This is a genomic window from Methanoculleus sp. UBA208 (assembly GCF_002498065.1).
Taxonomy (GTDB): Archaea; Halobacteriota; Methanomicrobia; order Methanomicrobiales; family Methanoculleaceae; genus Methanoculleus.
On sequence record NZ_DAFZ01000075.1, the window covers coordinates 1 to 23,487 of the forward strand.

Consider the following 23,487-nt stretch of genomic DNA (forward strand, 5'->3'; position numbering starts at 1 on the left):
TCTCCCCCCTCCCCTGCAACCCCTCCCCCAAACGCGATATCCCCAAGGAAGCCGTGTATGGGCGTGTGTAATAGAAGGTAGGGAAAAAGGTCATGAAACGTGAGGAATCCCTTCACCCAACCTCCTCAACCACCCCGTTCCTCGCCCTGAATCGCCGCACGGTCGCCGCTGCCCGCTCCGCGAGCCCCTCCGCGTCGATCTCCTCCTCTAGTTTCAGGATCGTCTCCGCGGGCGCCGCCGTCGAGGGGTAGCGGGGGGCGACCGTGCACCCGACGTCTCCCGGGTGCGCCTGAAACGTCTCGATGGCGCGTGCGCGGTCGACGACCTCTTCCTTGTCGAACCCGATCAGCGGCCGGAGCACCGGAACGGTCGCCGCAGGAGCAATCACCGCCATGTTCGCGAGCGTCTGGGACGCCACCTGCCCCAGGTTGTCGCCGCTGACCAGAGCGGCGGCTCCCCGCTCTTTTGCAAGGAGACTCGCCACCCGGAGCATGAACCGCTTGCAGAGGACGCACCGGTAGCGCGGCTCTTTCAGTGCCGTGATCGCCTCAAAGAACGGCTCCATCTCCACGACCAGGAGGTCGAGAGCGTGCCCCGGAACCCAGAGAGAGAGCCGGGCATGATTTGTGCGGACGTTCTTCTCCGCGTCGGCGCCCCCGAACCGCCCGCCGTGCATGTTGACGTGCACCATCAGGCATCCCCGGCGCATCATCAGCCACGACGCAACGGGTGAGTCTATTCCTTCCGAGAGCAGGGCCATCACCTCGCCCTGCGTCCCATAGGGGAGCCCGCCCGGCCCCGCGATCCTCTCGTCGTAGACCAGGCCGCCGAACTCCCGGGCTTCCACGAAGACCTCGTAATCGGGCGCCGTCAGGTCGACCCTCGCCTCCGGTATCCGGTCGAGGACGGCCGCACCGACCGCCGCCGCGAGTTCCTGGCTGCTGAACCCCTCGACGCCCGACCGGCGCGCCCTGACCGCAAACGACATCCCCGGTCGGAGACGCCTCTCTGCGTGCTCGACAGCCGTGGCCGCGAGCCCCTCGATATCTACCGTGGTCACCGTGCAGACGCTGGTGCTCACCACCCCGAAGATCTTCGCGGCCGCCACGGCGATTCGCCGGGGCTCGTCGCCGTAGATCATGATCCGTCCCCGGTGAGTCTCGATACGGGGGGTAAGTCCCTCGGCGTCCAGCGCGAGCCGGATATTCTCCGTCATTGTCGATATATACCGGCGTTTTACCTTCTCGCTCTTGAGGAAGATCTCGCCGTACCTGATCATCACCGCTTCCACGAATCCGCACCTCCTTCCCGGTAGCCACCGGGAACAATCGTCACGTCCTCGAACCCGAGTTCCTTCACCGCACCGAGCAGTTCCTCGAGTCTCCGGCGGTGCGCCGGGTCGGCCTCGATGGAGGCCCGGCGACCGCTGATACAGCGGACACGTATCGTCCCCGGAATCTCCCGCGCGAGGAGGGCTTCCGCCGCCGCGACGAGCGCGAGGCACTCCCGGGTGACCGGCTCGCCGGTGGGGATGCGGGTTGCGAGGCACGCGGACGGCGGACGGATTGTCACCCCGAGTTCCCTCGCAAGTGCCTCGATATCCACCTTCCCCATGCCGCACTCGGCAAACGGGCTCCTGATTCCGAGCTCCTTGAGCGCCTGCATCCCGGGCCGGGTATCCGCCCGGTCGTCGGCGTGGGTTCCGTCGACCACCGTCCGGCATCCTCGCCGCCGTGCCTCCGCCACGACCGCCTCCATCATCGCCCGCTTGCAGGCGTAGCACCGGTCCGGCCGGTTCTCCCGGACCGCGGGGAGTTCGAGCATATCGAGTGGTATCACGATCTGTTGAACGTCCAGGCGCTCCGAGAGTTTGCGCGCCGCTGCGAGCTCCCCCGGCGGTGTAAGGCCGGTATCGACGCTGATACCGATCGCCCGGATCCCGTGGTGCCGGGCGAGGGCCAGCAGGACCGAACTGTCCGTTCCCCCGGAGAGCGCGACTGCAATCGGTTCGTACGATTTCAGGAGTGCATCAAGCCCGCAAGCTCTCATCATCTGCTCTTCATATGCTCGCTCGTCCTAGATGAATGTTCGCGAATCGCGCCAATTCCTGATTTCTGCACGAAGAGCAAATGATTTTTAACAGAGGCACTCCGAATGTGTACTGATATGGCGAAGAAAAAAAGTGCCAAGCAGGCAGAACCCATGAAACTCTTCTATATTTTTTACAATCAGGAGCGCTGGGACAACTGGATCAAGACACTGGAGGAAGCAAGTTTCGAGCCCGCCGAAGGCGAAGAGGTCTCGGAAGGCGAACAGATGCTCTTCAGTTTCACCGAAGATATCACCCTCTCGGTCTTAAAGATCATCCGCCTCTACCAGAACGGCCGGTTCACGAAGGAGGAGGTCATCGAGAAACTCGACGACGTGGAGCTTATCGTCATGACCGGGCTCCCCGAGGGAGAACTCGAGGATATCATCGGGTCGCTCCAGCTCTCGCTGCTGGTGCTCTTCACCGCCTGCCGGAAGTACCTTGAGGGCGGCTTCGACAAGGACATCAAGACCCTCGTGAAGAAAGGCCGGGGGATCGACGAGGAGAACCTTGAGGAGGCGCTCGAGGTTGCGGCGAATATCGGGGCCGCCGTGGTCGACGGCGCCACCTGCTGCGCGAAATACGTCAAGGACGATGCGGAGAACCCCGGCCTCTTCGACGAGTGGCTCATCGAGGTCGAGACCATGAGCAACGCCATGAAGTCGCTCGCAAAGTTCGACGAGGAGCCCGGCGAGTCGTCGTGATTGCGAATAAGGCCCGGTTCCGGGCGGCAAGGAAGCTGGAGCGTTCTGCAGGGTTCCGGCTCCCCGACCACGTCTTCTCGGGTGCGTTTCTGGAGTCGCTCGGGAAGGCGATCAACTTCGAGAACCTCGATCGCCGGACGCACGAGCAGCTTCTGGCCTTTTTCCGGGACTTCATGGACTGCAAGTGCAAGAACGCACCCTTCTGCGGATGCCCTGAGCGGAAGTTCACCTTAACCATCATCGAATTCCGGGAGATGGGGCTCGATCATCGCCAGATCAGCGCCCACCTCCTCGATGAATACGGGATCGATCTCTATCCCGCCGACATCCTGAGTTTTCTCGAAGACTCCGTCCACATGCTCGAGGCGATACGGGACGTCGCCGAACTGCAGGGGCGGGAGAAACTGGCGGAGAACGCCATCGAGCACATCAAGAAGATCGAGCACTGAACCTGTCTTTTGTTACCGTGCCCGATCCACGGGGTTTCGCATCATGGGAGCGACGTTGCACCCCGCCATCTCCCCGAAGCAGAAGATGAACCGCTCCCTGATGCTTGTCGGCAGCCTCGACTCCGGGATGGGTTCGAACCCGAGTCTCCCGTAGAACCCGATCAGGGGGAGGGTCGAGTGGATGTAGATCGTCTCGGACCCGCATTCGTCGAGGAGCATCTGCACGGCCTCCTTTGCATATCCGCTCCCGCGGTACTCGTCCAGGGTGAAGACGCAGTCCATCTCGAGACCGCCCGAGTGAAGGGTGCAGCGGGCCGTCGCCGCAAGGGTTCCGTCGATAAAGACGCCGAATATCCTCTCCCGCGTCGGGTCGGCTTTCTGGCCGCGGTAGTGCGTCCAGACCTCCTCTGCAAGCGGAAACTCCTCGTGCTCCAGTTCGCGGACTTCTTTCTTCATCGTCTTCCTCGAGTGTAGCCGCACATTGCAGCACCTGGTATTTCAATCGGACGGACAGGGCATACCCGGTGTTCGGGGTAAGAGGATAGGTGAACGGGTGTGCATATCGTCGGGTTCAGAGCACGCTGGGCCAGGGAATGCCGAGTTTTTGGGTCAGTTCCTTCAGTTCGTCGTGGATGCCCCGGTCGATTTTGAGGAGGACCAGAAGATAGACCAGCCCGCCGAGCACGACCGCCCCGAGAACGACAACAACGTTCGAGAGCGGGATTACGAACGAGTAGACCGTGACGACGGCACCCATCACGAGCGCGGCAAGGACGATGTTGCCCACGGCCCGGGGCTCTAGCCGCACGCGGATGCTCCGGGAGAGGGCGCGATGGGCGAGGGCCGCGTTCAGCACCATGGTGACGAGCGTGGCCGCCGACGCCCCGACGATGCCGTATGCCGGGATGAGGAGGACGTTCAGGCCGATGTTCGCCGCAACCGCGATAGCTGTTACCTTAAACGAGTCTTTCGGCCGGTCGAGGGCGTTTAAGCACATCGTCTGGAGGAACATGAAGACGTGGGCCACCTGGACGAGCAGGAGGATTGCGAGAGCCGCTGCCCCGGCGGAGAACGACGCCCCGTAAAAGAAGTAGAGGAGGCGTTCACCGAGGAGCCAGCCACCAGCAGCGACGGGGGCCGCGAGCAGGAGCGAATAGGTGAAGGCACGGGCGAGCGCGTTCTCCACCGAAGAGAGGTCGTCCCGCTTCCCCCAGTAACTGACCTTCGGGTAGAGGGTGGTACGGAGCGCTATGGTGATGAACGTCGCAATCGAGGTGAGCTGGAGCGCCACGCGGTAGATGCCGACGTCGGCCTCGGTCAGGAAGTGGCCGATCAGGATGGTGTCGGCATATGAGAAGACGAGGTAGCCGCTTGCGCCGAGGAACGTCCAGAACGAGAAGGCAAAGAGGCTGGAGATGTGGGAGCGGCGAAAAGGCGCAAGCGTTAGGTCGAGGAAACGGAAGGCGAAAAGCCCTCCTGCAAGGAGCCCGGCGACGAACCCGCCGGCGAGGCCTGCAACACTGTAGCCGAGGACGACCGCGGCGACCTGGACGACAACCCTGATGACGTTGTTGAGCAGGCCACTGATCTGGTTGACGCCGACCTTCCCGGTGCCATAGACTGCATTTGAGGTGATGGTCGTGAAGACGCTGACGACCAGTGCTAAGACCAGCCAGGGGAAGACTCCCGATGAGGTGAGGTCGGTGAGGTACGGCTGCGCGACGAGGAGGAAGCCCACCGAAACGGCCACCAGCACCACCCGGAGAAAGACGAACGCGGTGAAGAATGCGTTCTGGTCCTCGCCCTCGCTGATCCGCTTTACGGCGGCGCCCCCGAACCCGCCGTCCCCGATCAGGTTGAAGACGCTGAAGTAGGCCACGAAGAGGAAGTATGCGCCCAGTATCGACGGACCGACGGTATGGGCGAAGAACATCGTGGAGAGAAACCCGACCGCGGTGAGGCCCAGCGTTGAGGCGAGGCTGATGACGCTCTGGCGCTGGACGGGGTCGATGCGCATGACACGGGCAAGATACCCGGAGGGGCGGAACACAAGCAGTGGTTTCGCCGTGAAAAACCTTATTGGTTTTGAACCGGAGAGTAGGGGAGGCGGCTATGATCCGGCAGGTGAGGCGGTGCCAAAATATATTATGATCTGCGCTCACAAGAGGTCGCCTATACTATTACCGGCGGTGAGATCTTGGATGTGGGAGTAATCGGTGTCGGGGTGATGGGTAGAAACCATGCCCGAGTGTACTCGGAACTAAAAAAGGTGGATTCGCTCCATTTATATGACCTCAACCAGAAAGCGACCCACAGCCTTGCCGTAGCCTTCGAAGCAACGGCCTCCCCGACCGTTGAGAGCCTGCTTGAAAACGTTGACGCGGTAAGCGTCTGCGTCCCGACGCCCTATCACTTCGGGGTTGCGGAGACGGTGCTTGACGCCGGGGTGCCGGTGCTCATCGAAAAGCCCATCTGCGCGACGGCGGAAGAGACGAGAAGGCTCATCAGGAAGATCCCCGACGGACTCGTCGTCGGTGTCGGGCACATCGAGCGGTTCAACCCGATCGTCCCCGAGATCAAAAAGATCGTCCGGCATCCCCTCTACATCGAGATGAAGCGGCATAACCCGGCCTCTTCCCGGGTGAGCGGCTCCTCGGTCGTCGAAGACCTGATGATCCACGACGTGGACATCATGCGAAACGTCCTCCTCCCGGACGGGGCATACCGACTCGCCGGCAGCGGGAACGAGGACGTCTGTAGTGCCCTATTCTCCTTTAGGGGTACCTCTGTCTATCTCTCGGCAAGCAGGAAGTCCTCGAAGAAGATCCGCATGATCTACATCGAGGAGGAGGAGTTCACCGTCGAGGGTGACTTCATGGCACAGGAGATCTATATCCATAGGAAACCCGGACAGTATTCGGCCGAGAACGAGCGCTATGTGCAGGAGAACATCATCGAGAAGGTGCTCGTGAACAAGCAGGAGCCGCTGAAACTCGAACTCTCGACATTCCTCGACTGCGCGGCCAAAGGAAGGGAGTTTCCGGTCAGCCCTGCACAGGCGCTGCTGAATATGGAGATCTGCGAGGACGTTGCGCGACGTTTCTCACCTCTGATGGTGTTGGCATGAGCAGCAGGTTACAATCGATTATCAACGCCATAGGTCCAATCAGGGAGGTCGGCGTGGTCGGCATGGGCTACGTCGGCATTCCCGCCGCGGCGCTCTTTGCGGACGCACCCGGGTTCGAGTTCGTCCGCGGATTCCAGCGGGATTCGCCGTCCTCCGGCTACAAGATCGCCATGCTGAACAGGGGCGAGTCGCCGCTCAAGGGCGAGGAGCCGGGGCTGGAAGAGTTGCTGGGAAAGGTCGTCGGCGCGGGGAAGTTTCGGTGCACCGCGGACTTCTCCGAGATCGCGGAGTGCGACGCGGTGACCCTTGCCATCCAGACCCCGTTTAAAGATCCTAGGGACCTCATCCCCGACTTCTCGGCCCTGATCGAGGGACTCCGGCAGGTGGGAAGACACCTCTTGGAGGGCACGCTCGTGGTGCTCGAGTCGACCGTCACCCCCGGCACGACCGCGGGGATGGCCCGCGAGATCCTGGAAGAGGAATCGGGGCTCACCGCCGGCAAAGAGTTCTGCCTCGCGCACGCCCCCGAGCGGGTCATGGTCGGCCGGCTGCTCAGGAACATCCGGGAGCACGACCGGATCGTCGGCGGGATCGACGATGTCTCGACAAGACGTGCGATCGAACTCTACCGCCCCGTCCTCACGACCGGCAAGATCATTCCGATGACCGCGACCGCGGCCGAGGTGACGAAGACCGCCGAGAACGCCTTCCGCGACCTCCAGATCGCCGCCGCAAACCAGCTGGCGCTGCACTGCGAGGCGATGGGCGTCAACGTCTACGACGTCCGGGCGGGGATCGACTCCCTCAAAGGAGAGGGGATCACCCGTGCCATCCTCTGGCCGGGGGCCGGCGTCGGCGGCCACTGCCTCACAAAGGACTCCTGGCACCTCGAGCGGGGCGCACAGGTCCTCGGCGGCGACCTCTGGTACCCGCACGGGTCGGAGTCGATCTTCGGCGTCGCACGGGCGCTCAACGAGTTCATGCCCCGGCACATGGTCCACCTGACCCTTGAGGGGCTCGAGCGGACGGGTAAGTCCCCGAAGGGCGCGACGGTCGCGCTCCTTGGGTGGGCGTTCATCCAGAACTCCGACGATACTCGAAACACCCCCGCGGAGCCCTACCTCGCGGCGATGGAGGAGACGGGTGCCGAGGTCAGGGTCCACGACCCGTTCGTGGACGAATACCCGGGGATAGAGGTTTCGCACGACCTGGACGCGGCTCTTGAAGGTGCGGACGTCGTCACCATCTTCACCGGTCACCACCACTATGCTTCCCTCGATCCGGCGCGGGTAAAGGAACTCTCGGGAAAGGAGCACCCGGTGATCGTCGACGGCAGGAATGTCGTCGACCCGGATGTGTTCATCAGGGCGGGGTTCGTCTACAAGGGCATCGGCCGGGGCGACAGAAACAGCCATCCAATCCGGGAGTAACCATGAAGATCGCATCGATCGTCGGCGCCCGCCCGCAGTTCATCAAATGCGCTCCCGTCTCCCGGGAACTCAGGAAAGAGCACGAGGAGGTCCTCGTCCACACCGGACAGCACTACGACCACGGCATGTCGGAGGTCTTCTTCGAGGAACTCCGCATCCCGAAGCCCGACTACAACCTCGGCATCGGCTCCGGGACCCACGGCCGCCAGACCGGGGCGATGCTCGGGGCGATCGAGGACGTTCTCGAAAAGGAGATGCCCGACGTCGTCCTGGTCTACGGCGACACGAACTCCACCCTCGCGGGCGCGCTTGCGGCGGCAAAACTCCATATCCCGGTCGCTCATGTCGAGGCGGGGCTCCGGAGTTTCGACCGGCGGATGCCCGAGGAGGTGAACAGGGTGCTCACCGATCACGCATCAGACCTCCTCTTCTGCCCGACGGAGACCGCCGTTGCAAACCTCGCGGCCGAAGGGGTCACGAAGGGCGTCTTCCTCGTCGGGGACGTAATGCTTGATGCGATGAACTACAACCGTGGGATCGCGGAAGAACGCTCCCGGATCCTCGAGGACATCGGGGTCGAACCCGGGGACTACCTCGTCGTCACCGTCCACCGGCCGTCGAACACCGATAGCCCGGAGAAGATGGCCGCCATCCTCGGCGCGCTCGGGGAGGCCGATAGATCGGTCGTCTTCCCGGTTCATCCCCGGACACGGAAGTACCTCGCAGGATACGGCCTTCTTACGAAGATGTCGGAGAACGTCCGGCTCATCGAGCCGCTCGGCTATCTCGATATGATCCGCCTGATAGGGCATGCGGAAAAGATCCTCACCGACTCGGGCGGTGTCCAGAAGGAGGCCTACATGCTCGGCGTGCCCTGCATAACCCTCCGGGAGAACACCGAATGGGTCGAGACGGTCGAGGCGGGGTGGAACGTGCTCGTGGGGGCGGGGAGGGAGAGGATTGTCGATGCTGTTCGGCATTTTTCACCCGGAGCGCGGCAGAAAGAGATATTTGGAACTGGAAACGCCAGTGTTTTGATCGGGAAGATCCTCTCTAAGTAAAGGTTTTTGATATGCACCAGCCGCAAAAGAAGGGGCCACGGATCCTGTTTATCACAAGCAACCTTTCCTCTTTTGCCGAGGGGGACCTGCGCATGCTCAGAGAGAGCTATCCGGTAAGGGAGGTCATCGTCGGGGGCAACCCGATCCAGAGCCTGACGCGGAGACTGTCTCTGGGGCTCACAATCCTTTCCGGGGTTCTCGGGGCCGATATGACATTCTCATGGTTTGCCCATAATCACGCGTACCTCGCGGTCATTATATCAAGGCTGCTCGGGAAGAGATCTCTGGTTGTCGTAGGCGGATATGAAGTGGCAAGAGAACCGGATATCGAGTATGGTGCGCTTCTGGTTCCGGGAATGGCTGGAAAAATCCAATATATCATAGAGAACGCGGACTGTATCCTCGCGGTCTCGGAATTCAGCAAGAGTGAGATCCTGCAGGTGGCCCGACCGCGCAGGATCGAGACGGTCTACAACGGTGTCGATACCTCGGTGTTTTCACCGGGGGGCCAGAAGGAGAACATTGTTCTCACCGTGTGTTTCATCAGCACGGCAAATATCAGGGTGAAAGGGCTCGACACCCTTATGGATGCGGCTCGACGCCTCCCGGAGACACGCTTTGTTCTCCTTGGTCAGGCCCTTGGCGACGGTCTTGAAACATTGAACAGAGATGCCCCCGATAACGTCGAATTTATCGGGCAGGTTCAACAGGAGGAACTGATCCGCTGGTATCGCCGGGCAAAGGTCTACTGCCAGCTCTCCTACCGGGAGTCGTTCGGTGTCGCGCTTGCGGAGGCGATGTCATGCGAGTGCGTCCCCGTGGTGACGGACAGGGGTGCCCTCCCGGAGGTGGTGGGAGACGCAGGATTCGTGGTGCCGTACGGGGATGCGGACGCGACGGCAACAGCGATATCGGAGGCGCTACGGTCCGACGGGGGCAGGGCGGCAAGAGCCAGGGTCGAGAAGGAGTTCTCCCTTGAGAGGAGGGTGCAAAAGATCCGGAGCGTTATCGAGGAAAAACCCGTGTGATCCGGATCCTTGCGGCGCTCAGTGAAACCGTTTCCCACGACGAACGGAATCGGTTCCCCGCCTGCACGAGGTTCCGGTTTCTGCTCTCAGGGCTTGCCGGGATCGTTTCAGGACGTCCTCCTGATGAGGGTGTCGACAGACTTCCGTACGTTATTATTTCCGCCCAGTACATCGTAAACAAATTTTGCAATGGGCATATCGACACCATGGTTATTTGCCAGTTCGATTATCCCTTTAACGGATTTGGAACCCTCAAATGTTACACCGGACTCTGAATACGGAGTTTTTATTATATTCTTTCCGACCATCAGTCCCAGTGTCCGGTTACGGCTTTTATCCACGTTGGCGGTCAGGTTAAAGTCTCCAAAGCAGCAGAATTTTGTGAATATCCCTTCATCAAGAGAGACAGCCTTTAGAAACGTGCACATCTCCTTGTAGCACATGTTCAGGAAGGTGTAGTGCTCGTTGTGGTTGCCGTAAACCGAATCCCACATCCCCGTTCCAATGGCGTATACGTTCTTCAGCACGCCGCATAACTCGACCGCCCTGATATCATCCGAAAAATCCAGGATGAATTCACCGAAGAGATCCGACATCGTTGCTCTCAGCGACGGATCGTCAGCAGCACCTATCGTAGCACCGGCGATATGGCCGTAGGCAATCTCGTCGGCGAAGGTCGGTCCCGAGAAACAGGCTATTTTCGGGTTGCCCGTTTCATCGCGAATAATTTCGCTCATTGTTTTAAGGGACGGGTACTCCAGTCCTTTGGCTACCGTGATGAGGATCTTGCCCGTAAGTTCGTCATGGGTAGCGTTAACGATAGACCGAACCTCGCTTGAGGGCACGGCGATGATTACGGCCGCACAGTCCGCGACATCCAGTCTGTCGTTCATCAGTCTCGCACGGATATTGGGGTTCAAGCGCAGGCCCGGGAAATAACGTTTGTTACAATTGTCGGTGTTGATCGAATCGACAACCTCCTGTCTCCTCCCGAATATGATTATTTCTCCGGCTCTCCTGGAGATACTCTGTGCGACGGCGGTACCCATGCTTCCGGCGCCGATGACTCCGACGGCCGATATCATCAAAACCGCCTCCGTGCGCCGGCAGCTATGCACGCGATGCTCTCGGCATACCTGAGGTCCCGGATATCGTCGATCTCTGTCCATTTCAGTCCGTTCGTGAACGAGTATGCCAGGTTCCCGCTCTCTGAAAGGGACTGGTAGATGAAATCGTAGTAATTACTTGGATCGTCCGAAACCAGGGCATTCAGCAGCCTTTTTGCTTCCCGGAGATCGCTTTTTGCGATCTTCGAGATGCCGATGAACTCTCCGGTCGCTCGCTCCACCGGGACGGTCTTTCCCATCTCTTCAATCCGGCTGTTTAATATCCTCACTTTGAATGATTCTCCGGTGAGCGGTTTCGTATTGTCGACCGAGATCGCGGTCCGGTTTATCTTCAGTAAATCATCCAGGATTGCGCGATCGTACAGCACATCGCCGTTAAAGATGACGACATCATCATGAATGCCGGATAGCCCGATCTGGAGAGAGCAAGCCGTATTCGTCGAGAGATATGCGTCATTACGGACCAAATCGAATCGCGCGCCATACCTCCTTCCCAGTGTTGTGCACGCTTCCCGTACCATATCCGCTTTGTATCCGACGACGATGATGATCGTATCCACACCGAACGATACCAGATCCGATACTATTCGCTCCAGCAGAGTCCGACCGTCGATAGGAAGCAGGCATTTCGGGCCGATCTTATCGAGATCGATGTCTCTGCCCAGTCTTTGCCCGCGACCTGCTGCCAGGATTACCCCGTTCAAACGAAACACCGAACCGGTTTGTCGAGGGTTACACTCCGTCCGGTTATAAGAATATTTGGCTGATGGCTGCGTGTCTCAACCTCTCGAGCAGTCGGGGATATCCCGGAACAGTCTGCAGGGCTCAGGCATACCTCGTGCAGATTGATTATATGCGGGATTTCTGCCGTGTGGACTGTATCATGGTCCGGGATGAGTAAGGCTTTTACCCCGGCAGCATTTTTCACTCGGCAGCCGATTCGGGGAGATACGTCCAGTAGGTGTATAACCTCCGGGCCGTGCGAGCAACGACGCCTGCCCCAGGGGGGCAGGCGGAGTTCGAGAAAATTGCGCAGCAATTTTCGAACAGTGACGGCCAAAGGGCCGGAGTTTGAGAGGGCCGGAGGCCGTCGGACCGCGAACATCGTGAGCGTGAGCACCGGGGGTGTGAGCGGTGTCTCCCTGCCGGAGGATTTCGGAACGGCTTTTACCGGATCGGATTAACGCTGCTCGATCAGTCCGCAGACTCTTTCAGATGCAAGATCATCGGCGTACCTGAACAATAACCGTCGTAGCCTGATCCTCTCCGGCTCCCACCTGTCCGGGCCGGCGGGGGTACTCGTAAGGGCTCCTATCAGTTCATCGACATTGGTCGAGATCTCCCCCGGCGCCCAGTCGCGAAACGGTTCGAGAATAAATCCCCTCAGTTTCCGATAATCCTCAATATCGGGCACGTGGAAGACGATTGGCCGGTTCAGGTGAAGGAAGTCGAAGTACACCGATGAGTAATCGGTAGCCAGGATGTCGACGGCGTTCAGGAAGTCGTAGATGGTATTACCGGATTTCTGCAGGTCATCGTTTAAGAGTATGTGGATATGCTCTCCGTTGTACGCCTGAAACGCACTCTCGTCGTGAGAGTGCAGTTTGCAGATGAACAGCAGGTTCTCATTCTCCACAAACCGGCGAAACCTCTCGCTTGTGAGGATCTCTTCGAGAATTCTGCGGCTTGCACCGGTATCGTACTCCCGGAAGGTGGGGAGGTACAGCAGGATCCTCTTCTCAACAATATCGTCCCTACCGAGAATGCGGCATAGTGCGTCTGTCCCGGTATCTCCGGGCCTGTAAAGAGCATCGCACCGGGGCTGCCCGAGGATCAGGACTCTCCCGGGATCGATCAGGAAAGTGGATGAGAAGATCACCCGCTCGAATTCCGAGGTTGTGATGAGATAGTCCACGGATTTCGCAAACCTCCGCAGCCTGTGTTCTGCGGAGAGCCGCGCAAGGGTGTTTGGATGGTCGGTATCGGCAAAGTGCCCGATCGTCTTTAGAGGGAGACCATGCCATAACTCGATGCTGACCTGGGTTCTGGACTTCCATGCGGGTGTGCCGTGAGTACTGATGATGTACTTTGCCGTCAACGCGTGGTAGATATACTCGCGCGATCGCCGGATGACATAATTTGCATGAACGGGTGAATAGACGCACCAGACCAGCTGGTGGGTTTCACCGAGACCTGATTCGAGCATTCTTTCGTAAACATACCTCGCATTATCTGAGAAGTCGGGTACCGAAAAGAACAGGATCTTATGCTCGTCTTTTGGCACGAGTCGGGATAGGGCTGAAAAAACAAGTGTAACGACATCGTAGATCAGCGATCGAATATCATTGGCGATGCCGTGAGAAATCATCGGATCGAGTAGGGTATACTCACATCCTACTTGTTTAAGTGAACGGTCAGGGTTGCCGATCGACCCGACGGTTCCGGATGCGATCGTGGAGGTGGTCGGCTGCCTGCCGGAGCACCTGGACGAGGCCTGAAGGACGGAGGAGGACGGGCGGAGGGCTGTTGAGGGGAGGTACGGGAGATTGAGACGTGGTTACTCGAAATATACCGGGTAGAGGACAAGCGGGATATACTATGGAATCGGATCGTTATACAGGACGAATCAAACCTCCTGAAATCATCATATCGGTAAAGATCCCACTAATCCAGTCGATATATCTATGAAAATCTGCATGCTCGCGTCCACTCACGGACCAAACGACGGCCGGATATTCCAGAAAGAGGCAAAGAGCCTTGCAAAGGAGCACGAGGTTACGATCATCGTCCCTTCGGACGGGAGCGGCAGCAGCATCGCCGACGCCATCAATATCGTCACCGTAAAGCGGCCGGATTCCATTGCTCTTCATCCCCTCACGCTTCTTCGGCTCTTCCGGGCATGCCTCGCTCAGGATGCCGACGTCTACCACTGCCATGAGCCTGACGCCCTCCTCATCGGAGTCGTGACGAAGTTCCTCAAAGGGAAACGGGTCGTCTACGATATCCACGAGCACTGGCCGAGCGAGATCCCGTACGATATCGGAATCCGGAACGGTACGCTGGTGCAGAAGGCGCTGTCCGCATTCATCTCAAGCGTGGAGATTGCGCTGGCGCGCCGGGCGGAGATTACATTTGCCGTAAGCGCGAGCGTTGCCGCGCGATTCAGGGAGAAGGGGATCGACCCAGCAATCATCTCGAACTACTCCATCGCCGACCTCGATATCCCTTATGACCCCAACCGGAGCGGCCGGAAACTCATGTTCATGGCAGGAAACCTGCAGTCGTTCCACGGGGTCGGCGAATGCATCCAGGCGGTGTCCCGGATCAGGGAACGTTATCCCGATGTATCCCTCACGCTCGTCGGAAACGTTCGGGAGACCCTTTACGAATGTATTCACGAGTCCGACCATAACGCATTCATCACCACAACCGGATTCCTCCCCTACAGGGAGATGTACGAGAGACTGAACGAAGGCGTCGCGGGTCTTCTTGTTTTCCAGCCGACGTACTACAATATCTCCATCGGTCTGCCGAACAAGCTCTTCGACTACATGCTTCTCGGGCTCCCGGTCATCGCAAGCGACCTCCCGGAGATCCGGAATGTCGTCGACAAGGCGGATTGCGGCATTCTCGTCGACCCGGCGAGCGTGGGCGATATCGTCAATGCAATCTCCTACCTCTTCGACCACCCTGAAGAGGCGCGGAGAATGGGGGCGAACGGAAGAAAAGCAGTTCTTGAGAGGTACAACTGGTCCGCGATGGAGGCAGACCTCCTGCAGACGTACCGGAATCTTGATGACGCGCATGCCAGACCAACGTGATCGGCAGACAACGAGTTCCTGCCGTCAGGTACTAGTAGCCGGCAATCGATGAGATAACTATCATGCTCGCCACCCTCATCCTCGACTTCGACGGCGTCGTCGTCGAATCCCTCCCCTTAAAGACTGCGGCGTTCAGAAAGATCTTCTCCTTCGCCCCCGGGCACCTCGACGAGATCATCGCCTTCCACCTCGAAAACGGCGGGATGTCCCGGTACGACAAGTTCCGCCATATCTACGAAAACATCCTCCACGAGGAACTGACTCCCGAGCAGGAGGAGCGGCTTGCGGGCGAGTACGCCGGGCTGATCTTTGACGCCATGCTCACCGTCCCGTACGTCGAGGGCGCAGAAGAACTCCTCCGGGACTGCTCGCAGAGACTCCCGCTCTACATCGTCTCCGCGACCCCGGAGGGCGAGATGCACGAGATCGCCCGCCGCCGGGACATTACCGGATTCTTTGTCCGGATCTACGGCTCGCCGAAGACGAAGGCCGAGTGCATCAGGGAGATCCTCGAAGAGACCGGCGCGCTGCCGGATGAGGCGCTCTTCGTCGGCGACGCCCCGAACGATTGGGACGCAGCCCGCGCGACTGGCGTGCGGTTCGTCGCGAGGATCCCGCCCGGCGACCCGAACCGCTTTGTCGACCGGCCGGGGGTGGAAGGGATCGTGGAGAACCTTCATGAACTCCGGGAGTACCTACGAGGGAACATATGCTCATCCCGATCTCGTACCCCTTAAACCGGGCAGCGCCCCTCTACCCCGGAACGGAACCGCTCACGATCTCCCGCGTGAAGTCCTTTGAAGAGGGCGATGCGGAGGAGAAGAGCCTGATAACCTTTTCCAGCCACGCCGGGACGCACATCGACCTCCCACGGCACTTCTGCCCGGACGGCGGTTCGGTCAGGGCCCTCCTCGCCCCGGAGGCGGTATTCGAGCCCGCGCGGTGCATCGCGATCCCGAAGACCGGGGCGGAACCGATCCGGATCTACGACCTCCTCGAACACCTCGACGCGATCCGGGCGTCACGCGCGCTCTTCATCAGGACCGGGAGCGGCCGGCTCCGGGAGAGCGACCCGGATGCCTACGCGAGGGAGCATCCCTGGGTACACCACGAGGTTCCGGGCTTCCTCCGCATGGAGAACCCGGACCTCAGGCTGTTCGGGATCGATACCATCTCCATCTCCATCCCCGCGGATCCAGAGGAAGGTGCGGAGGCGCATCGCGCGTTCCTCTGTGGATCCCCGCACATCTTCCTGCTCGAGGACGTGGACCTCTCATACGGCAGGCTGCTTGAAGAGCCCTGGACGTTGCGGGTCTACCCGATGGTCTTTGATGACCTGGAAGGCGTGCCGGCGGTGGCGCTCGCCGAGTTCAGGTGAGACCGCAGTCAACCGGGGCAAAAAAGTGTGGGTGTTGCCGGGGACCCCCTCAGATAATCCCCATCTCCGAGAGCCGCGTCGGGAGGTACTCCTTCGTCACGAAGTCGAGCCCCCGGCTCGCGAACGCCTGCTGTTCCGACTTCAGCTTCATCTCGAGCTGCAGGTTGATCTGGCTCCGCCAGTAATCGGTCGCAAACCTCGGATCGGTCAGTTCCGCTTTCAAGGCACTGACATCCTGCTCGGTGAGGTGGTCGGCGGGGAGGTTGTAGTCGGAGATGTCGGAGGGCTGCACGCCGATGAACTGCGCCTGGGGGGTCGCGAGAAGTTCCGACATATGCGCGCTCTTGATCGAGCCATAGGCGACGCTCGCGTAGATCCGGTAGGACCAGGGGTCGCCGTCGGTGAAGACCACGACCGGAAGGCCGAGCGAGTCGTTGAGCTTGCGCAGGACTCTCCGCGTCGAACGTGCCGGCTGCCCCTTGAGGTGGACCAGGACGGCCCCGTACTCCTCGTCGAACCCGTTCTCCATCAGACGGGCATACATACCGCCGGTCTCGATGGCGATGACGAACTTCGCGTCGTGATCGACGAATTCGAGGTTATCGACGTTGTTCGGGATGGGGTAGCCAGCCTCCCCGACGTCCTCCTGGCAGTGCATCTCCTTGACGCCCCGCCGGGTGGTCTCCCGGATTCGCAGGGGTCCGAAGACCGAGGCGCCGTCCTCCTCCGGCCGGAGGTGGAACGCTTCACGCTGCACCTCGGTGATGATCTCGAGGTCTTCGATGAGATGGTTGCTCTCGTCCTGGGCACCGAACTTCGCCTTCTTCCAGCCTTCCGAGATGTAGTACAACTCTCTCAGGGTCGACGACCGGTTCTCCACGAGCTGCTGCTTTAAGAACCCGATGAGGTAGGCCATCTTCAGGAGATGGACCGCGCCTTTCTCGTTCGTCGCTGCCCGGGTGCTCTCCCGCTCGCCGTACTTCCAGACCTCGCTCGCATCGTCGTACTCGATATTCCGCTTCGTCCGCGTCGGCAGCCGGATGAACGGCACGATGCCGTCCCGCATCTGGTCGTACCAGGTGCGGGCGATACCGACAAGCCGCTCTTTTGCCAGCGCATCCATCTCTTCCCTAGACATCGAGATCCACCACCACTTTCCTGCCGTCCTCCACGCCGCGCAGATCGACCGAACCGTCGCCCGATCCCGTGTAGACGATCTGCCAGGCCTCACCGGCGTCGAGCGTATGGCGCCAGACCTTGTTGTACTCCCCGTCGATACTGTCCACGAAGTCCGGCCGGGGCTTTGCATCCTCCGCCGCATCGCGGGAGAGGTTGTAGAGGACGAGGGTGACTTCCTTCGCGGTGTAGTTGTTCACGTCGATACGGACCTTCCCGTCGACCGTCCGCTTCTTCGCGACGACCTTGCGCATGATCTTCCCCTCGATCGGCGAGGTGTCCACCAGGGGTTGTTCCACGATCTCGCTCACCTTCGCGGCGATCTCGGGGATGACCGAGCATATTGCCCGGGCACGGTCGTCCTGCTGCTTCTTCTTGTCCCGCCGGTAGAGGTAGGTCTTGAGCTCCCGGCCGAGTTCCTGGAGGACGAGGACGACCTCCCGCTCGATCTCAGGGATGGACGCGACCGCGTCCTTGCTCTCGCTCGTGAAGGGAACGTTCGTGGATGCCACGTGAACCATGATCAGCACCGGGCCCATGGGGAGGCCCTGCTGCGAGAGCCCGTAACTCTTCCAGTTCACCTGCGAGGCACAGCTCGTGATCGCGCAGGCGCCCTGCTGGTAGAGGAGCGGGACGCGGTTTGCGAACCGGAAGAGCTGGGCGGTGCCCTCGGGGGGAACCTTGCCGCCGTAGCCGATCGCCGCCTCGATGATGAACGAGTGCCCGCCGTAGACCGTGCTCGGGCGGGTGCGGGCCTTGATGAAGTCGAGCTGGATCTCCTTCTCGAGCCCCTTGCAGATCAGGTTCTCGCCGATGGGGGAGAGGCACTGCTGCGCCGGCGGGGCCGGGACCTTCACGGCCTGCATGGCGTCGAGGAGACGTTTGAGTTCGTCCGACTCGAGTTTGTTCACCTTCCGGGAGGGCTTGAGCCCGGCGAGAGCGATCATCTCGTCCGCGGTCTTCTTCCCGACCTTGGAGAAACTGCCGATGAGGAACTCCTCGACGGTCCCGGTGCTCGCGGCGGCGATCCTTTTTAAGGCCCCGAACTCGATTCCGTGGGGGTGGGGAAGGATGGGTTTCGGGCACGGCGGGACCTCGCCCGATACCCGCTCGAACGTCGTCACCTCGCCGTCGATATCGGCCGTTATCCGGGCGTGCGGGTTGACGATCGCCGTGAGGCGGAGGTAGTCCACCAGCCGCTTCTTCGCGGCAAGGGTGCTCTTGAACTGGATCTCGATCCGTGTCCCGTGCGTCCGGTCCCAGTCGATCTCCTCGTGGCTGATGATCTCCGGCTCGTTGGTCTCGGTTTTGATCATCAGCTCGAACCGGTGCGCTCTCGCCTTCGCCCCCGTCCGGGAGGTGACCCGCGCCGGGATGCCGGTGGTGAGCTGCGCGTACAGCACCGCCGCCGATATCCCGATACCCTGCTGCCCGCGGCTCTGCCGGATCTGGTGGAACCGGGAGCCGTAGAGGAGTTTCCCGAAGACCAGGGGGACGTTCTCCGGCACGATGCCGGGGCCGTTGTCCTCGACCGTTATCCGGTAAACCTCGGCGTCGACCTTTTTGATGCCGACGAAGATGTCTGGGAGCACCTCCGCCTCTTCGCAGGCGTCGAGCGCGTTGTCCACCGCTTCCTTGATGGTGGTGATGATGCCGCGCGTCGGGGAATCGAAACCGAGCAGGTGCTTGTTCTTCTCGAAGAACTCCGCGACGCTGATGCTCCGCTGCTGTTTGGCGAGGTCTTCAGCAAGCACCATGCCGTGCCACCTCGGCGATGGCCTCCTCAAGGCTCCTCTCCTGCTGCTCGCCGGAGTGGAGGTTCTTGAGGGTCACCGTACCTGATTCGGCCTCGCGTTTCCCGAGAACCGCGGCGAAATCCGCGGTCTTTGCGGCGTGGGAGACCTGGGCGCCCATTCCACGCTGCATCAGGTCGGCTTCGGCCCGGACTCCTGCCTCCCGGAAGGCCCGGGCGACCTCGAGCGCCCGCGTCCGCGCTTCGGGCGTGCAGACGACGCCGACGACGGGCTCGTGCGCGAGTTCGAAGTCCCCGATAGAGACCATGACCCGGTCGAACCCGATGGCAAACCCGCAGGATGCGACGTCGTCGCCGCCGAAGAGGTGGGCGAGCCGGTAGGTGCCGCCGCCGAGGATCTGGTTCTCCGCGCCGAGGTTCTTCGCGAACCCCTCAAAGACCATCCCGGTGTAGTAGTCGAGTCCCCGGGCTATCCCGAAGTCCGGCCGGTAGTCGATGTTCAGGGAGTCGAGGAGCGCGAACGTCTCCTCGATCCGCGCGCGTTCCGGGACGTCGCCGGCGACCTCAAAGACCTCGGAGACGGTGCGGCACTCTCCGAGTGCCGCGAGGGGCTCTGCAAGATGGGTGAGGTTCTTCTCGACAAGCGCCGCCTCGAGTCCTTTCTGGTCGTGCTTGTCGAGGTACGCCATGATCGCCCGCTGGTCATCGGGCGCCAGATCGGAGAGGAGATGCTTCATCGGCGCAAGGTGGCCGACGTGGAGGTCGAAGGTGACCCCGGTCGACCGGAGGGTATCGTCGGCGAGCATGATCACCTCTGCATCGGCGCTCGCTGTGTCCGCACCGATCAGCTCGACGCCGAACTGCCAGAACTGCCGGTAACGGCCTTTCTGCGGACGCTCGTAGCGGAAACAGTCGGCGAAGTAGCACCAGCGGATGGGTTTCGGGAGCACCTTGCCCTCGTTGACGTACATCCGGAGGACTGCTGCGGTCACCTCCGGCCGGAGCGTCATCTTTCTCCCCCCCTTGTCCTCGAAGACGTACATCTCCTGGATGATCCCTTCGCCGGACTTCATCGTGAAGAGTTCGAGGTGCTCGAAGTCGGGCGTGCAGACCTCCCGGTATCCCCACCGCCGGGCCGCGTCCCGCATCCGCCGCTCGATCAGCCGCCGCCGTTCCATCTCGTCGGGTAAAAAGTCCCGTGTTCCCCGTGGTTTCTGAAGCATTCAGTATTCTCCTGAACTAAAGTCTCTTGCGCGAACCCTTATCTTTTGTGCGCTCCGCCCTGCCGAGGAAGCGCTGAGCCGTGCTCTCGCCGTGCCAGACGTTCTCCCGGTCGACCCTGTCCTGGAGGTAGAGGGCCAGAAGGACCAGCCCGAGGCCGAGGTACTCCCACGCTTCGGCGTATGCGGTCACGAAAAAGCCCAGCAGGGCGAGCGCCGTGAAGGGAACTCCCATATAGGCCGCCTTCCGGTATCCGGGAAGACCTGTGCGGTAAAAGATCCGCAGGTCCCGGAGCCACAGGAAAACGGTGACGGCAACGCCGAAGCCTGCGACGTAGGCAAGATAGGACATGAGATGAAGTAATATTATACTTCCACCCCTATTTTTGTTATCGAACTATGCTGCCGAATGCCACCATCAGGGACATCCTCCGGATGTATCGTAACGGCGAGGTATCTGAGGACGAGGCTGCCGGTGCTCTCGAAGGGCTCCGCATCGAGTTTCTCGACGGCATGGCCCGGATCGATGCCGGGCGGAGCGTGCGCTGCGGGATGCCCGAGGTGGTGCTCGCCGAGGGAAAGGAGCCGGGGGCTTTTACCGAGATCATGCTCGCGCAGGTGAAGGCTGCCGGAAGGTGCGTCGGAACAAGGCTCTCGCCGGAGCATCTCGATTCTTTGCGGGCCCGGCTGCCGCCGGACGTCCGGATGGAGCATCGGGAGGCGGCACGGGGGGTCATCCTCTCGACGGATAACGAGCCCGCGCCCCGGCGGGGAACCGTCGCCATCCTCACGGCGGGGACGTCCGACATCCCCGTCGCCGAAGAGGCGAGGCTGATCGCCGAAGAGATGGGATGCGAGGTCAGGACAGCCTACGACGTCGGGGTTGCCGGGATCCACCGCCTCTTCTCGGCGCTCAAGGACCTGATACCGGCCGACGTCTTCATCGTGGCCGCTGGTCGGGAGGGGACGCTCCCGGCGATCGTCGCAGGACTGGTCGACCGCCCGGTGATCGGCGTTCCCGTGAGCACCGGCTACGGCTACATGGGCGGCGGCGAGGCGGCGCTTGCGAGCATGCTCCAGGCGTGTTCGGTGCTCGCGGTGGTGAACATCGACGCCGGGTTCACGGCGGGCGCTTTTGCCGCGCAGATCGCGCACGGAGGTAGCCGGGAATGAGCCGCGGGTTCTACATCGGGCGGTTCCAGCCCTACCATAACGGGCACCAGTCGGTGCTGGAGCGGATAGCCCGTTCCGCGGACGAGATCGTCATCGGGGTGGGGAGCGCCCAGCTCTCCCATACCGTGGAGAACCCCTTCACGGCGGGGGAACGGGTGCTGATGCTCACCCGGTCGCTCGAGAACCTCGAATGCCCGTTCTACGTCATCCCCATCGAGGATATCCAGCGCAACGCCCTCTGGGTCGCCCATGTCCGGTCGATGACACCGCCGTTCGATACGGTCTACTCATCGAACCCCCTCGTCATGCAGCTCTTCGCCGAGGCGGGGATGGAGGTTCAGTCCCCGGATATGTACGAACGATTGACGCACTCCGGCACCGCCATCAGACAGCGGATGCTCGACGGCGAGCCGTGGGAGTACCTGGTTCCCCCCGCCGTGGTGGACGTCATCCGGGAGATCCACGGCGTGGAACGGCTGCAGCGGATCGCGGGGAGCGACTGACGGGCGGAACCCTGATGGGTATGCCCGTCCTAATCGGATGAATCATGTTCAAGCAACTGCGAGACCTTTTCCGGCGAACCGAACCGGAGGAAGAGAGCCTGAAACTCTCGTTCGACGGCCTTCCCGCGTGGCTCGATGCCCGCGAAGAGGAGCTCGGGCGCGAACTTTCCGGTGCGACGGCTCCGCCGCGCGAGGCGATCCGCGGCACCCTCGAGCGCCTCAGGGAGGCGGTCGGTCGGATGGAGACGGCCGAAGGCGACGGCGAGGTTCACCCCCGGCTCCGCGACATATCCAGAAAGGCGCTTCCGGGGTTCACGAAGTCTATGGCGCAGATCCTCTCCCGCGAGCCAACTGGTGACCCCGAGGCGTTCTACGCGACCGCCGCCGAGATGCTGAAGGGCTCGCTCAAGGCGCTGAAGGGGCAGGGGAAGTACCTCTCCTCCGTCTACCCGGACGAGATGAAGGAGGTGCGCGCAGCCGTCAAAGATCTGGGCCGGGAGGTGAACACGATGAACGAGCCCCTCGCCCGGGCGCGTGACGGCCGCCGGCAGGTGGGAGACGTGCGGGAGTCGCATGCGTCCCTCGCCCGGATCCGCGAGGAGTATGCCGCCGCCGACGGGCAGGTCCGGGAATACGGGGCGGCGCTCGCGGTGGCGGAGAGTGAGATCCACAAGACGGAAGAGGATCTCGCTGCCCTCAAACAGCGCCCGGACTACGCCCGCAAGCAGGAGATCGAGGAGAAGATCCGGGCACTCGATGCCGTGGACGAGGAGGCCGGACGGGAGATGGCGACTCTCTGGACCACCGCCGCCCACGTCTTCCGCAAGGCAGGGAAGGTGGCCGAGAAGGCAGGGGACAGCGCGGCTGCCGCGTCAATCGACCGTGCGCTCGACGCGTATACGGATGACGGGGATGACCCGGTCGGCCCGACCGAAGCGGCTATGCCGGTCGTTCTCGCCATGATTCGGCGGGAGGATCTCCCCCTCAAGAACCAGGACGAGGTCCGCCTCTTCTCCGACGCCGAAACCCTGCCTGCCGCGATGAAGCGGGCGCTGGAGAAGCAGCGGGACGTCCGGGTGAAGCGGGCGGCAGAGCAGGAGGCCCTGGCCGCGCTCCCGGTGGTGGTCGAGGAGCAGCGTCTTGCGACCGCGCTCCCGGGGCTGCGCCGGGAGTCCGAGGCGAAGGCTGCCGCGAAGGCCCGGGCGGAGAGCCAGCGGGAGACGCTGCAGACCTCGTATGCTGCCGAAACCGAGAAGATCCGGTCGCGCACGGCTGCTCTCGCCGGCCGGGCTGTGGAGGTCGCTGTGCCCGACCTCCAGCCTCCGGCCTCATGACGGGGAAGGAACCGGGCAAAAATGCGACGGGTCGGAGGGTGCGATGGTCCGAAGGACCGGAGCTTGAGAAAATGCGAAGCGTTTTCGGGACCGGAGTTTGAGCACCGCAGGTGC

Annotated in this window: 23 protein-coding genes; 12 read left to right on the forward strand and 11 right to left on the reverse strand. The window is 61.5% G+C overall.

What is annotated here, in order from left to right; genetic code table 11:
* Window positions 1-112: 112 nt before the first annotated feature.
* Both thiI and larE read right to left on the reverse strand, forming a co-directional pair.
* On the reverse strand, window positions 113-1,291 hold the full coding sequence (gene thiI / locus BRA62_RS07950; protein ID WP_292366034.1) for a tRNA uracil 4-sulfurtransferase ThiI: 1,179 nt from the start codon (window positions 1,289-1,291) through the stop codon (window positions 113-115).
* On the reverse strand, window positions 1,279-2,052 hold the full coding sequence (gene larE, locus BRA62_RS07955) for an ATP-dependent sacrificial sulfur transferase LarE (protein WP_292366035.1): 774 nt from the start codon (window positions 2,050-2,052) through the stop codon (window positions 1,279-1,281). Before larE ends, thiI begins: the two co-directional genes overlap by 13 nt.
* A 114-nt stretch (window positions 2,053-2,166) precedes the next feature.
* Between larE and BRA62_RS07960 the strand changes: the two genes are divergently transcribed.
* Together BRA62_RS07960 and BRA62_RS07965 are read left to right on the forward strand one after the other, a co-directional pair.
* Entirely contained in the window at window positions 2,167-2,793 is a 627-nt protein-coding gene (locus BRA62_RS07960) for a DUF2150 family protein (RefSeq protein ID WP_292366036.1), read from the forward strand.
* Window positions 2,790-3,242 (forward strand): DUF5814 domain-containing protein, encoded by a 453-nt coding sequence (locus tag BRA62_RS07965; RefSeq protein ID WP_292366037.1) that lies wholly within the window; start codon window positions 2,790-2,792, stop codon window positions 3,240-3,242. The genes BRA62_RS07960 and BRA62_RS07965 overlap by 4 nt, the downstream gene beginning before the upstream one ends.
* 12 nt (window positions 3,243-3,254) lie before the next feature.
* Here BRA62_RS07965 and BRA62_RS07970 read toward each other — a convergent pair whose 3' ends face one another.
* Entirely contained in the window at window positions 3,255-3,698 is a 444-nt protein-coding gene (locus tag BRA62_RS07970) for a GNAT family N-acetyltransferase (RefSeq protein ID WP_292366038.1), read from the reverse strand.
* A 115-nt stretch (window positions 3,699-3,813) separates the two neighbouring features.
* Window positions 3,814-5,292: a flippase gene (locus BRA62_RS07975; protein ID WP_292366039.1), complete on the reverse strand. Its 1,479-nt coding sequence runs from the start codon at window positions 5,290-5,292 to the stop codon at window positions 3,814-3,816.
* 147 nt (window positions 5,293-5,439) lie between these two features.
* Here BRA62_RS07975 and BRA62_RS07980 point away from each other — a divergent pair, with 147 nt between their 5' ends.
* From BRA62_RS07980 to BRA62_RS07995, 4 genes are all read left to right on the forward strand, one after another.
* Window positions 5,440-6,369, forward strand: coding sequence for a Gfo/Idh/MocA family protein (locus BRA62_RS07980; protein ID WP_292366040.1), 930 nt, complete (start codon window positions 5,440-5,442; stop codon window positions 6,367-6,369).
* Window positions 6,366-7,799, forward strand: a complete 1,434-nt coding sequence (locus BRA62_RS07985) for a nucleotide sugar dehydrogenase (RefSeq protein ID WP_292366041.1) — start codon at window positions 6,366-6,368, stop codon at window positions 7,797-7,799. Before BRA62_RS07980 ends, BRA62_RS07985 begins: the two co-directional genes overlap by 4 nt.
* Before the next feature lie 2 nt (window positions 7,800-7,801).
* Complete coding sequence (gene wecB / locus BRA62_RS07990) at window positions 7,802-8,860, forward strand: non-hydrolyzing UDP-N-acetylglucosamine 2-epimerase (RefSeq protein ID WP_292366042.1); 1,059 nt, start codon at window positions 7,802-7,804, stop codon at window positions 8,858-8,860.
* Between the two features lie 92 nt (window positions 8,861-8,952).
* Window positions 8,953-9,888, forward strand: coding sequence for a glycosyltransferase family 4 protein (locus BRA62_RS07995; protein ID WP_292366043.1), 936 nt, complete (start codon window positions 8,953-8,955; stop codon window positions 9,886-9,888).
* Between the two features lie 107 nt (window positions 9,889-9,995).
* Here the strand turns inward: BRA62_RS07995 and BRA62_RS08000 are convergent, their stop codons facing one another.
* From BRA62_RS08000 to BRA62_RS08010, 3 genes are all read right to left on the reverse strand, one after another.
* Entirely contained in the window at window positions 9,996-10,973 is a 978-nt protein-coding gene (locus BRA62_RS08000; RefSeq protein WP_292366044.1) for an NAD(P)H-dependent glycerol-3-phosphate dehydrogenase, read from the reverse strand.
* Window positions 10,973-11,728, reverse strand: a complete 756-nt coding sequence (locus BRA62_RS08005; RefSeq protein WP_292366045.1) for a phosphocholine cytidylyltransferase family protein — start codon at window positions 11,726-11,728, stop codon at window positions 10,973-10,975. Before BRA62_RS08005 ends, BRA62_RS08000 begins: the two co-directional genes overlap by 1 nt.
* A 467-nt stretch (window positions 11,729-12,195) precedes the next feature.
* A complete protein-coding gene (locus BRA62_RS08010) occupies window positions 12,196-13,383 on the reverse strand; it encodes a CDP-glycerol glycerophosphotransferase family protein (protein ID WP_292366046.1) in 1,188 nt (395 codons plus the stop codon).
* Between the two features lie 316 nt (window positions 13,384-13,699).
* Between BRA62_RS08010 and BRA62_RS08015 the strand changes: the two genes are divergently transcribed.
* From BRA62_RS08015 to BRA62_RS08025, 3 genes are all read left to right on the forward strand, one after another.
* On the forward strand, window positions 13,700-14,836 hold the full coding sequence (locus tag BRA62_RS08015; protein ID WP_292366047.1) for a glycosyltransferase family 4 protein: 1,137 nt from the start codon (window positions 13,700-13,702) through the stop codon (window positions 14,834-14,836).
* 62 nt (window positions 14,837-14,898) lie between these two features.
* Window positions 14,899-15,573 carry an HAD family hydrolase gene (locus BRA62_RS08020; protein ID WP_292366048.1) on the forward strand — a complete coding sequence of 225 codons (675 nt, stop codon included), beginning with the start codon at window positions 14,899-14,901 and terminating at the stop codon, window positions 15,571-15,573.
* Window positions 15,546-16,214 carry a cyclase family protein gene (locus BRA62_RS08025; protein ID WP_292366049.1) on the forward strand — a complete coding sequence of 223 codons (669 nt, stop codon included), beginning with the start codon at window positions 15,546-15,548 and terminating at the stop codon, window positions 16,212-16,214. The genes BRA62_RS08020 and BRA62_RS08025 overlap by 28 nt, the downstream gene beginning before the upstream one ends.
* A 49-nt stretch (window positions 16,215-16,263) precedes the next feature.
* On the opposite strand, the gene BRA62_RS08030 is transcribed toward BRA62_RS08025, so the two are convergent.
* The 4 genes from BRA62_RS08030 to BRA62_RS08045 are packed head-to-tail and all read right to left on the reverse strand — an operon-like array spanning window position 16,264 to window position 20,715.
* Window positions 16,264-17,352: a DNA topoisomerase IV subunit A gene (locus BRA62_RS08030; RefSeq protein WP_292366050.1), complete on the reverse strand. Its 1,089-nt coding sequence runs from the start codon at window positions 17,350-17,352 to the stop codon at window positions 16,264-16,266.
* Window positions 17,345-19,147: a DNA topoisomerase VI subunit B gene (locus tag BRA62_RS08035; protein WP_292366051.1), complete on the reverse strand. Its 1,803-nt coding sequence runs from the start codon at window positions 19,145-19,147 to the stop codon at window positions 17,345-17,347. The genes BRA62_RS08030 and BRA62_RS08035 overlap by 8 nt, the downstream gene beginning before the upstream one ends.
* Window positions 19,134-20,366, reverse strand: a complete 1,233-nt coding sequence (hisS, locus tag BRA62_RS08040) for a histidine--tRNA ligase (RefSeq protein WP_292366052.1) — start codon at window positions 20,364-20,366, stop codon at window positions 19,134-19,136. Before hisS ends, BRA62_RS08035 begins: the two co-directional genes overlap by 14 nt.
* A gap of 16 nt (window positions 20,367-20,382) precedes the next feature.
* Window positions 20,383-20,715, reverse strand: a complete 333-nt coding sequence (locus BRA62_RS08045; RefSeq protein WP_292366053.1) for an ABC transporter permease — start codon at window positions 20,713-20,715, stop codon at window positions 20,383-20,385.
* Window positions 20,716-20,762: 47 nt separating this feature from the next.
* On the opposite strand from BRA62_RS08045, the gene larB reads away from it, so the two are divergent.
* From larB to BRA62_RS08060, 3 genes are read left to right on the forward strand one after another with little or no spacing between them, the layout of a single operon-like run.
* Window positions 20,763-21,536 carry a nickel pincer cofactor biosynthesis protein LarB gene (larB, locus tag BRA62_RS08050; protein ID WP_292366054.1) on the forward strand — a complete coding sequence of 258 codons (774 nt, stop codon included), beginning with the start codon at window positions 20,763-20,765 and terminating at the stop codon, window positions 21,534-21,536.
* Window positions 21,533-22,039 (forward strand): nicotinamide-nucleotide adenylyltransferase, encoded by a 507-nt coding sequence (locus tag BRA62_RS08055; protein ID WP_292366055.1) that lies wholly within the window; start codon window positions 21,533-21,535, stop codon window positions 22,037-22,039. Before larB ends, BRA62_RS08055 begins: the two co-directional genes overlap by 4 nt.
* Before the next feature lie 44 nt (window positions 22,040-22,083).
* A complete protein-coding gene (locus tag BRA62_RS08060) occupies window positions 22,084-23,373 on the forward strand; it encodes a hypothetical protein (protein ID WP_292366056.1) in 1,290 nt (429 codons plus the stop codon).
* The last annotated feature ends 114 nt before the right edge of the window (window positions 23,374-23,487 follow it).

Bases quoted from the DNA above. Each gene is read 5' to 3' on its own strand.
- BRA62_RS08000 (WP_292366044.1), bottom strand. From the start codon at position 10,973: ATGATATCGGCCGTCGGAGTCATCGGCGCCGGAAGCATGGGTACCGCC.
- hisS (WP_292366052.1), bottom strand. From the start codon at position 20,366: ATGCTTCAGAAACCACGGGGAACACGGGACTTTTTACCCGACGAGATG.
- BRA62_RS08025 (WP_292366049.1), top strand. From the start codon at position 15,546: ATGCTCATCCCGATCTCGTACCCCTTAAACCGGGCAGCGCCCCTCTAC.
- larE (WP_292366035.1), bottom strand. From the start codon at position 2,052: ATGATGAGAGCTTGCGGGCTTGATGCACTCCTGAAATCGTACGAACCG.
- BRA62_RS08010 (WP_292366046.1), bottom strand. From the start codon at position 13,383: ATGATTTCTCACGGCATCGCCAATGATATTCGATCGCTGATCTACGAT.
- BRA62_RS08045 (WP_292366053.1), bottom strand. From the start codon at position 20,715: ATGTCCTATCTTGCCTACGTCGCAGGCTTCGGCGTTGCCGTCACCGTT.
- BRA62_RS07995 (WP_292366043.1), top strand. From the start codon at position 8,953: ATGCTCAGAGAGAGCTATCCGGTAAGGGAGGTCATCGTCGGGGGCAAC.
- BRA62_RS08055 (WP_292366055.1), top strand. From the start codon at position 21,533: ATGAGCCGCGGGTTCTACATCGGGCGGTTCCAGCCCTACCATAACGGG.
- BRA62_RS07985 (WP_292366041.1), top strand. From the start codon at position 6,366: ATGAGCAGCAGGTTACAATCGATTATCAACGCCATAGGTCCAATCAGG.
- BRA62_RS08015 (WP_292366047.1), top strand. From the start codon at position 13,700: ATGAAAATCTGCATGCTCGCGTCCACTCACGGACCAAACGACGGCCGG.
- BRA62_RS08020 (WP_292366048.1), top strand. From the start codon at position 14,899: ATGCTCGCCACCCTCATCCTCGACTTCGACGGCGTCGTCGTCGAATCC.
- BRA62_RS08035 (WP_292366051.1), bottom strand. From the start codon at position 19,147: ATGGTGCTTGCTGAAGACCTCGCCAAACAGCAGCGGAGCATCAGCGTC.
- larB (WP_292366054.1), top strand. From the start codon at position 20,763: ATGCTGCCGAATGCCACCATCAGGGACATCCTCCGGATGTATCGTAAC.
- BRA62_RS07960 (WP_292366036.1), top strand. From the start codon at position 2,167: ATGGCGAAGAAAAAAAGTGCCAAGCAGGCAGAACCCATGAAACTCTTC.
- BRA62_RS07970 (WP_292366038.1), bottom strand. From the start codon at position 3,698: ATGAAGAAAGAAGTCCGCGAACTGGAGCACGAGGAGTTTCCGCTTGCA.
- wecB (WP_292366042.1), top strand. From the start codon at position 7,802: ATGAAGATCGCATCGATCGTCGGCGCCCGCCCGCAGTTCATCAAATGC.
- BRA62_RS08060 (WP_292366056.1), top strand. From the start codon at position 22,084: ATGTTCAAGCAACTGCGAGACCTTTTCCGGCGAACCGAACCGGAGGAA.
- BRA62_RS08030 (WP_292366050.1), bottom strand. From the start codon at position 17,352: ATGTCTAGGGAAGAGATGGATGCGCTGGCAAAAGAGCGGCTTGTCGGT.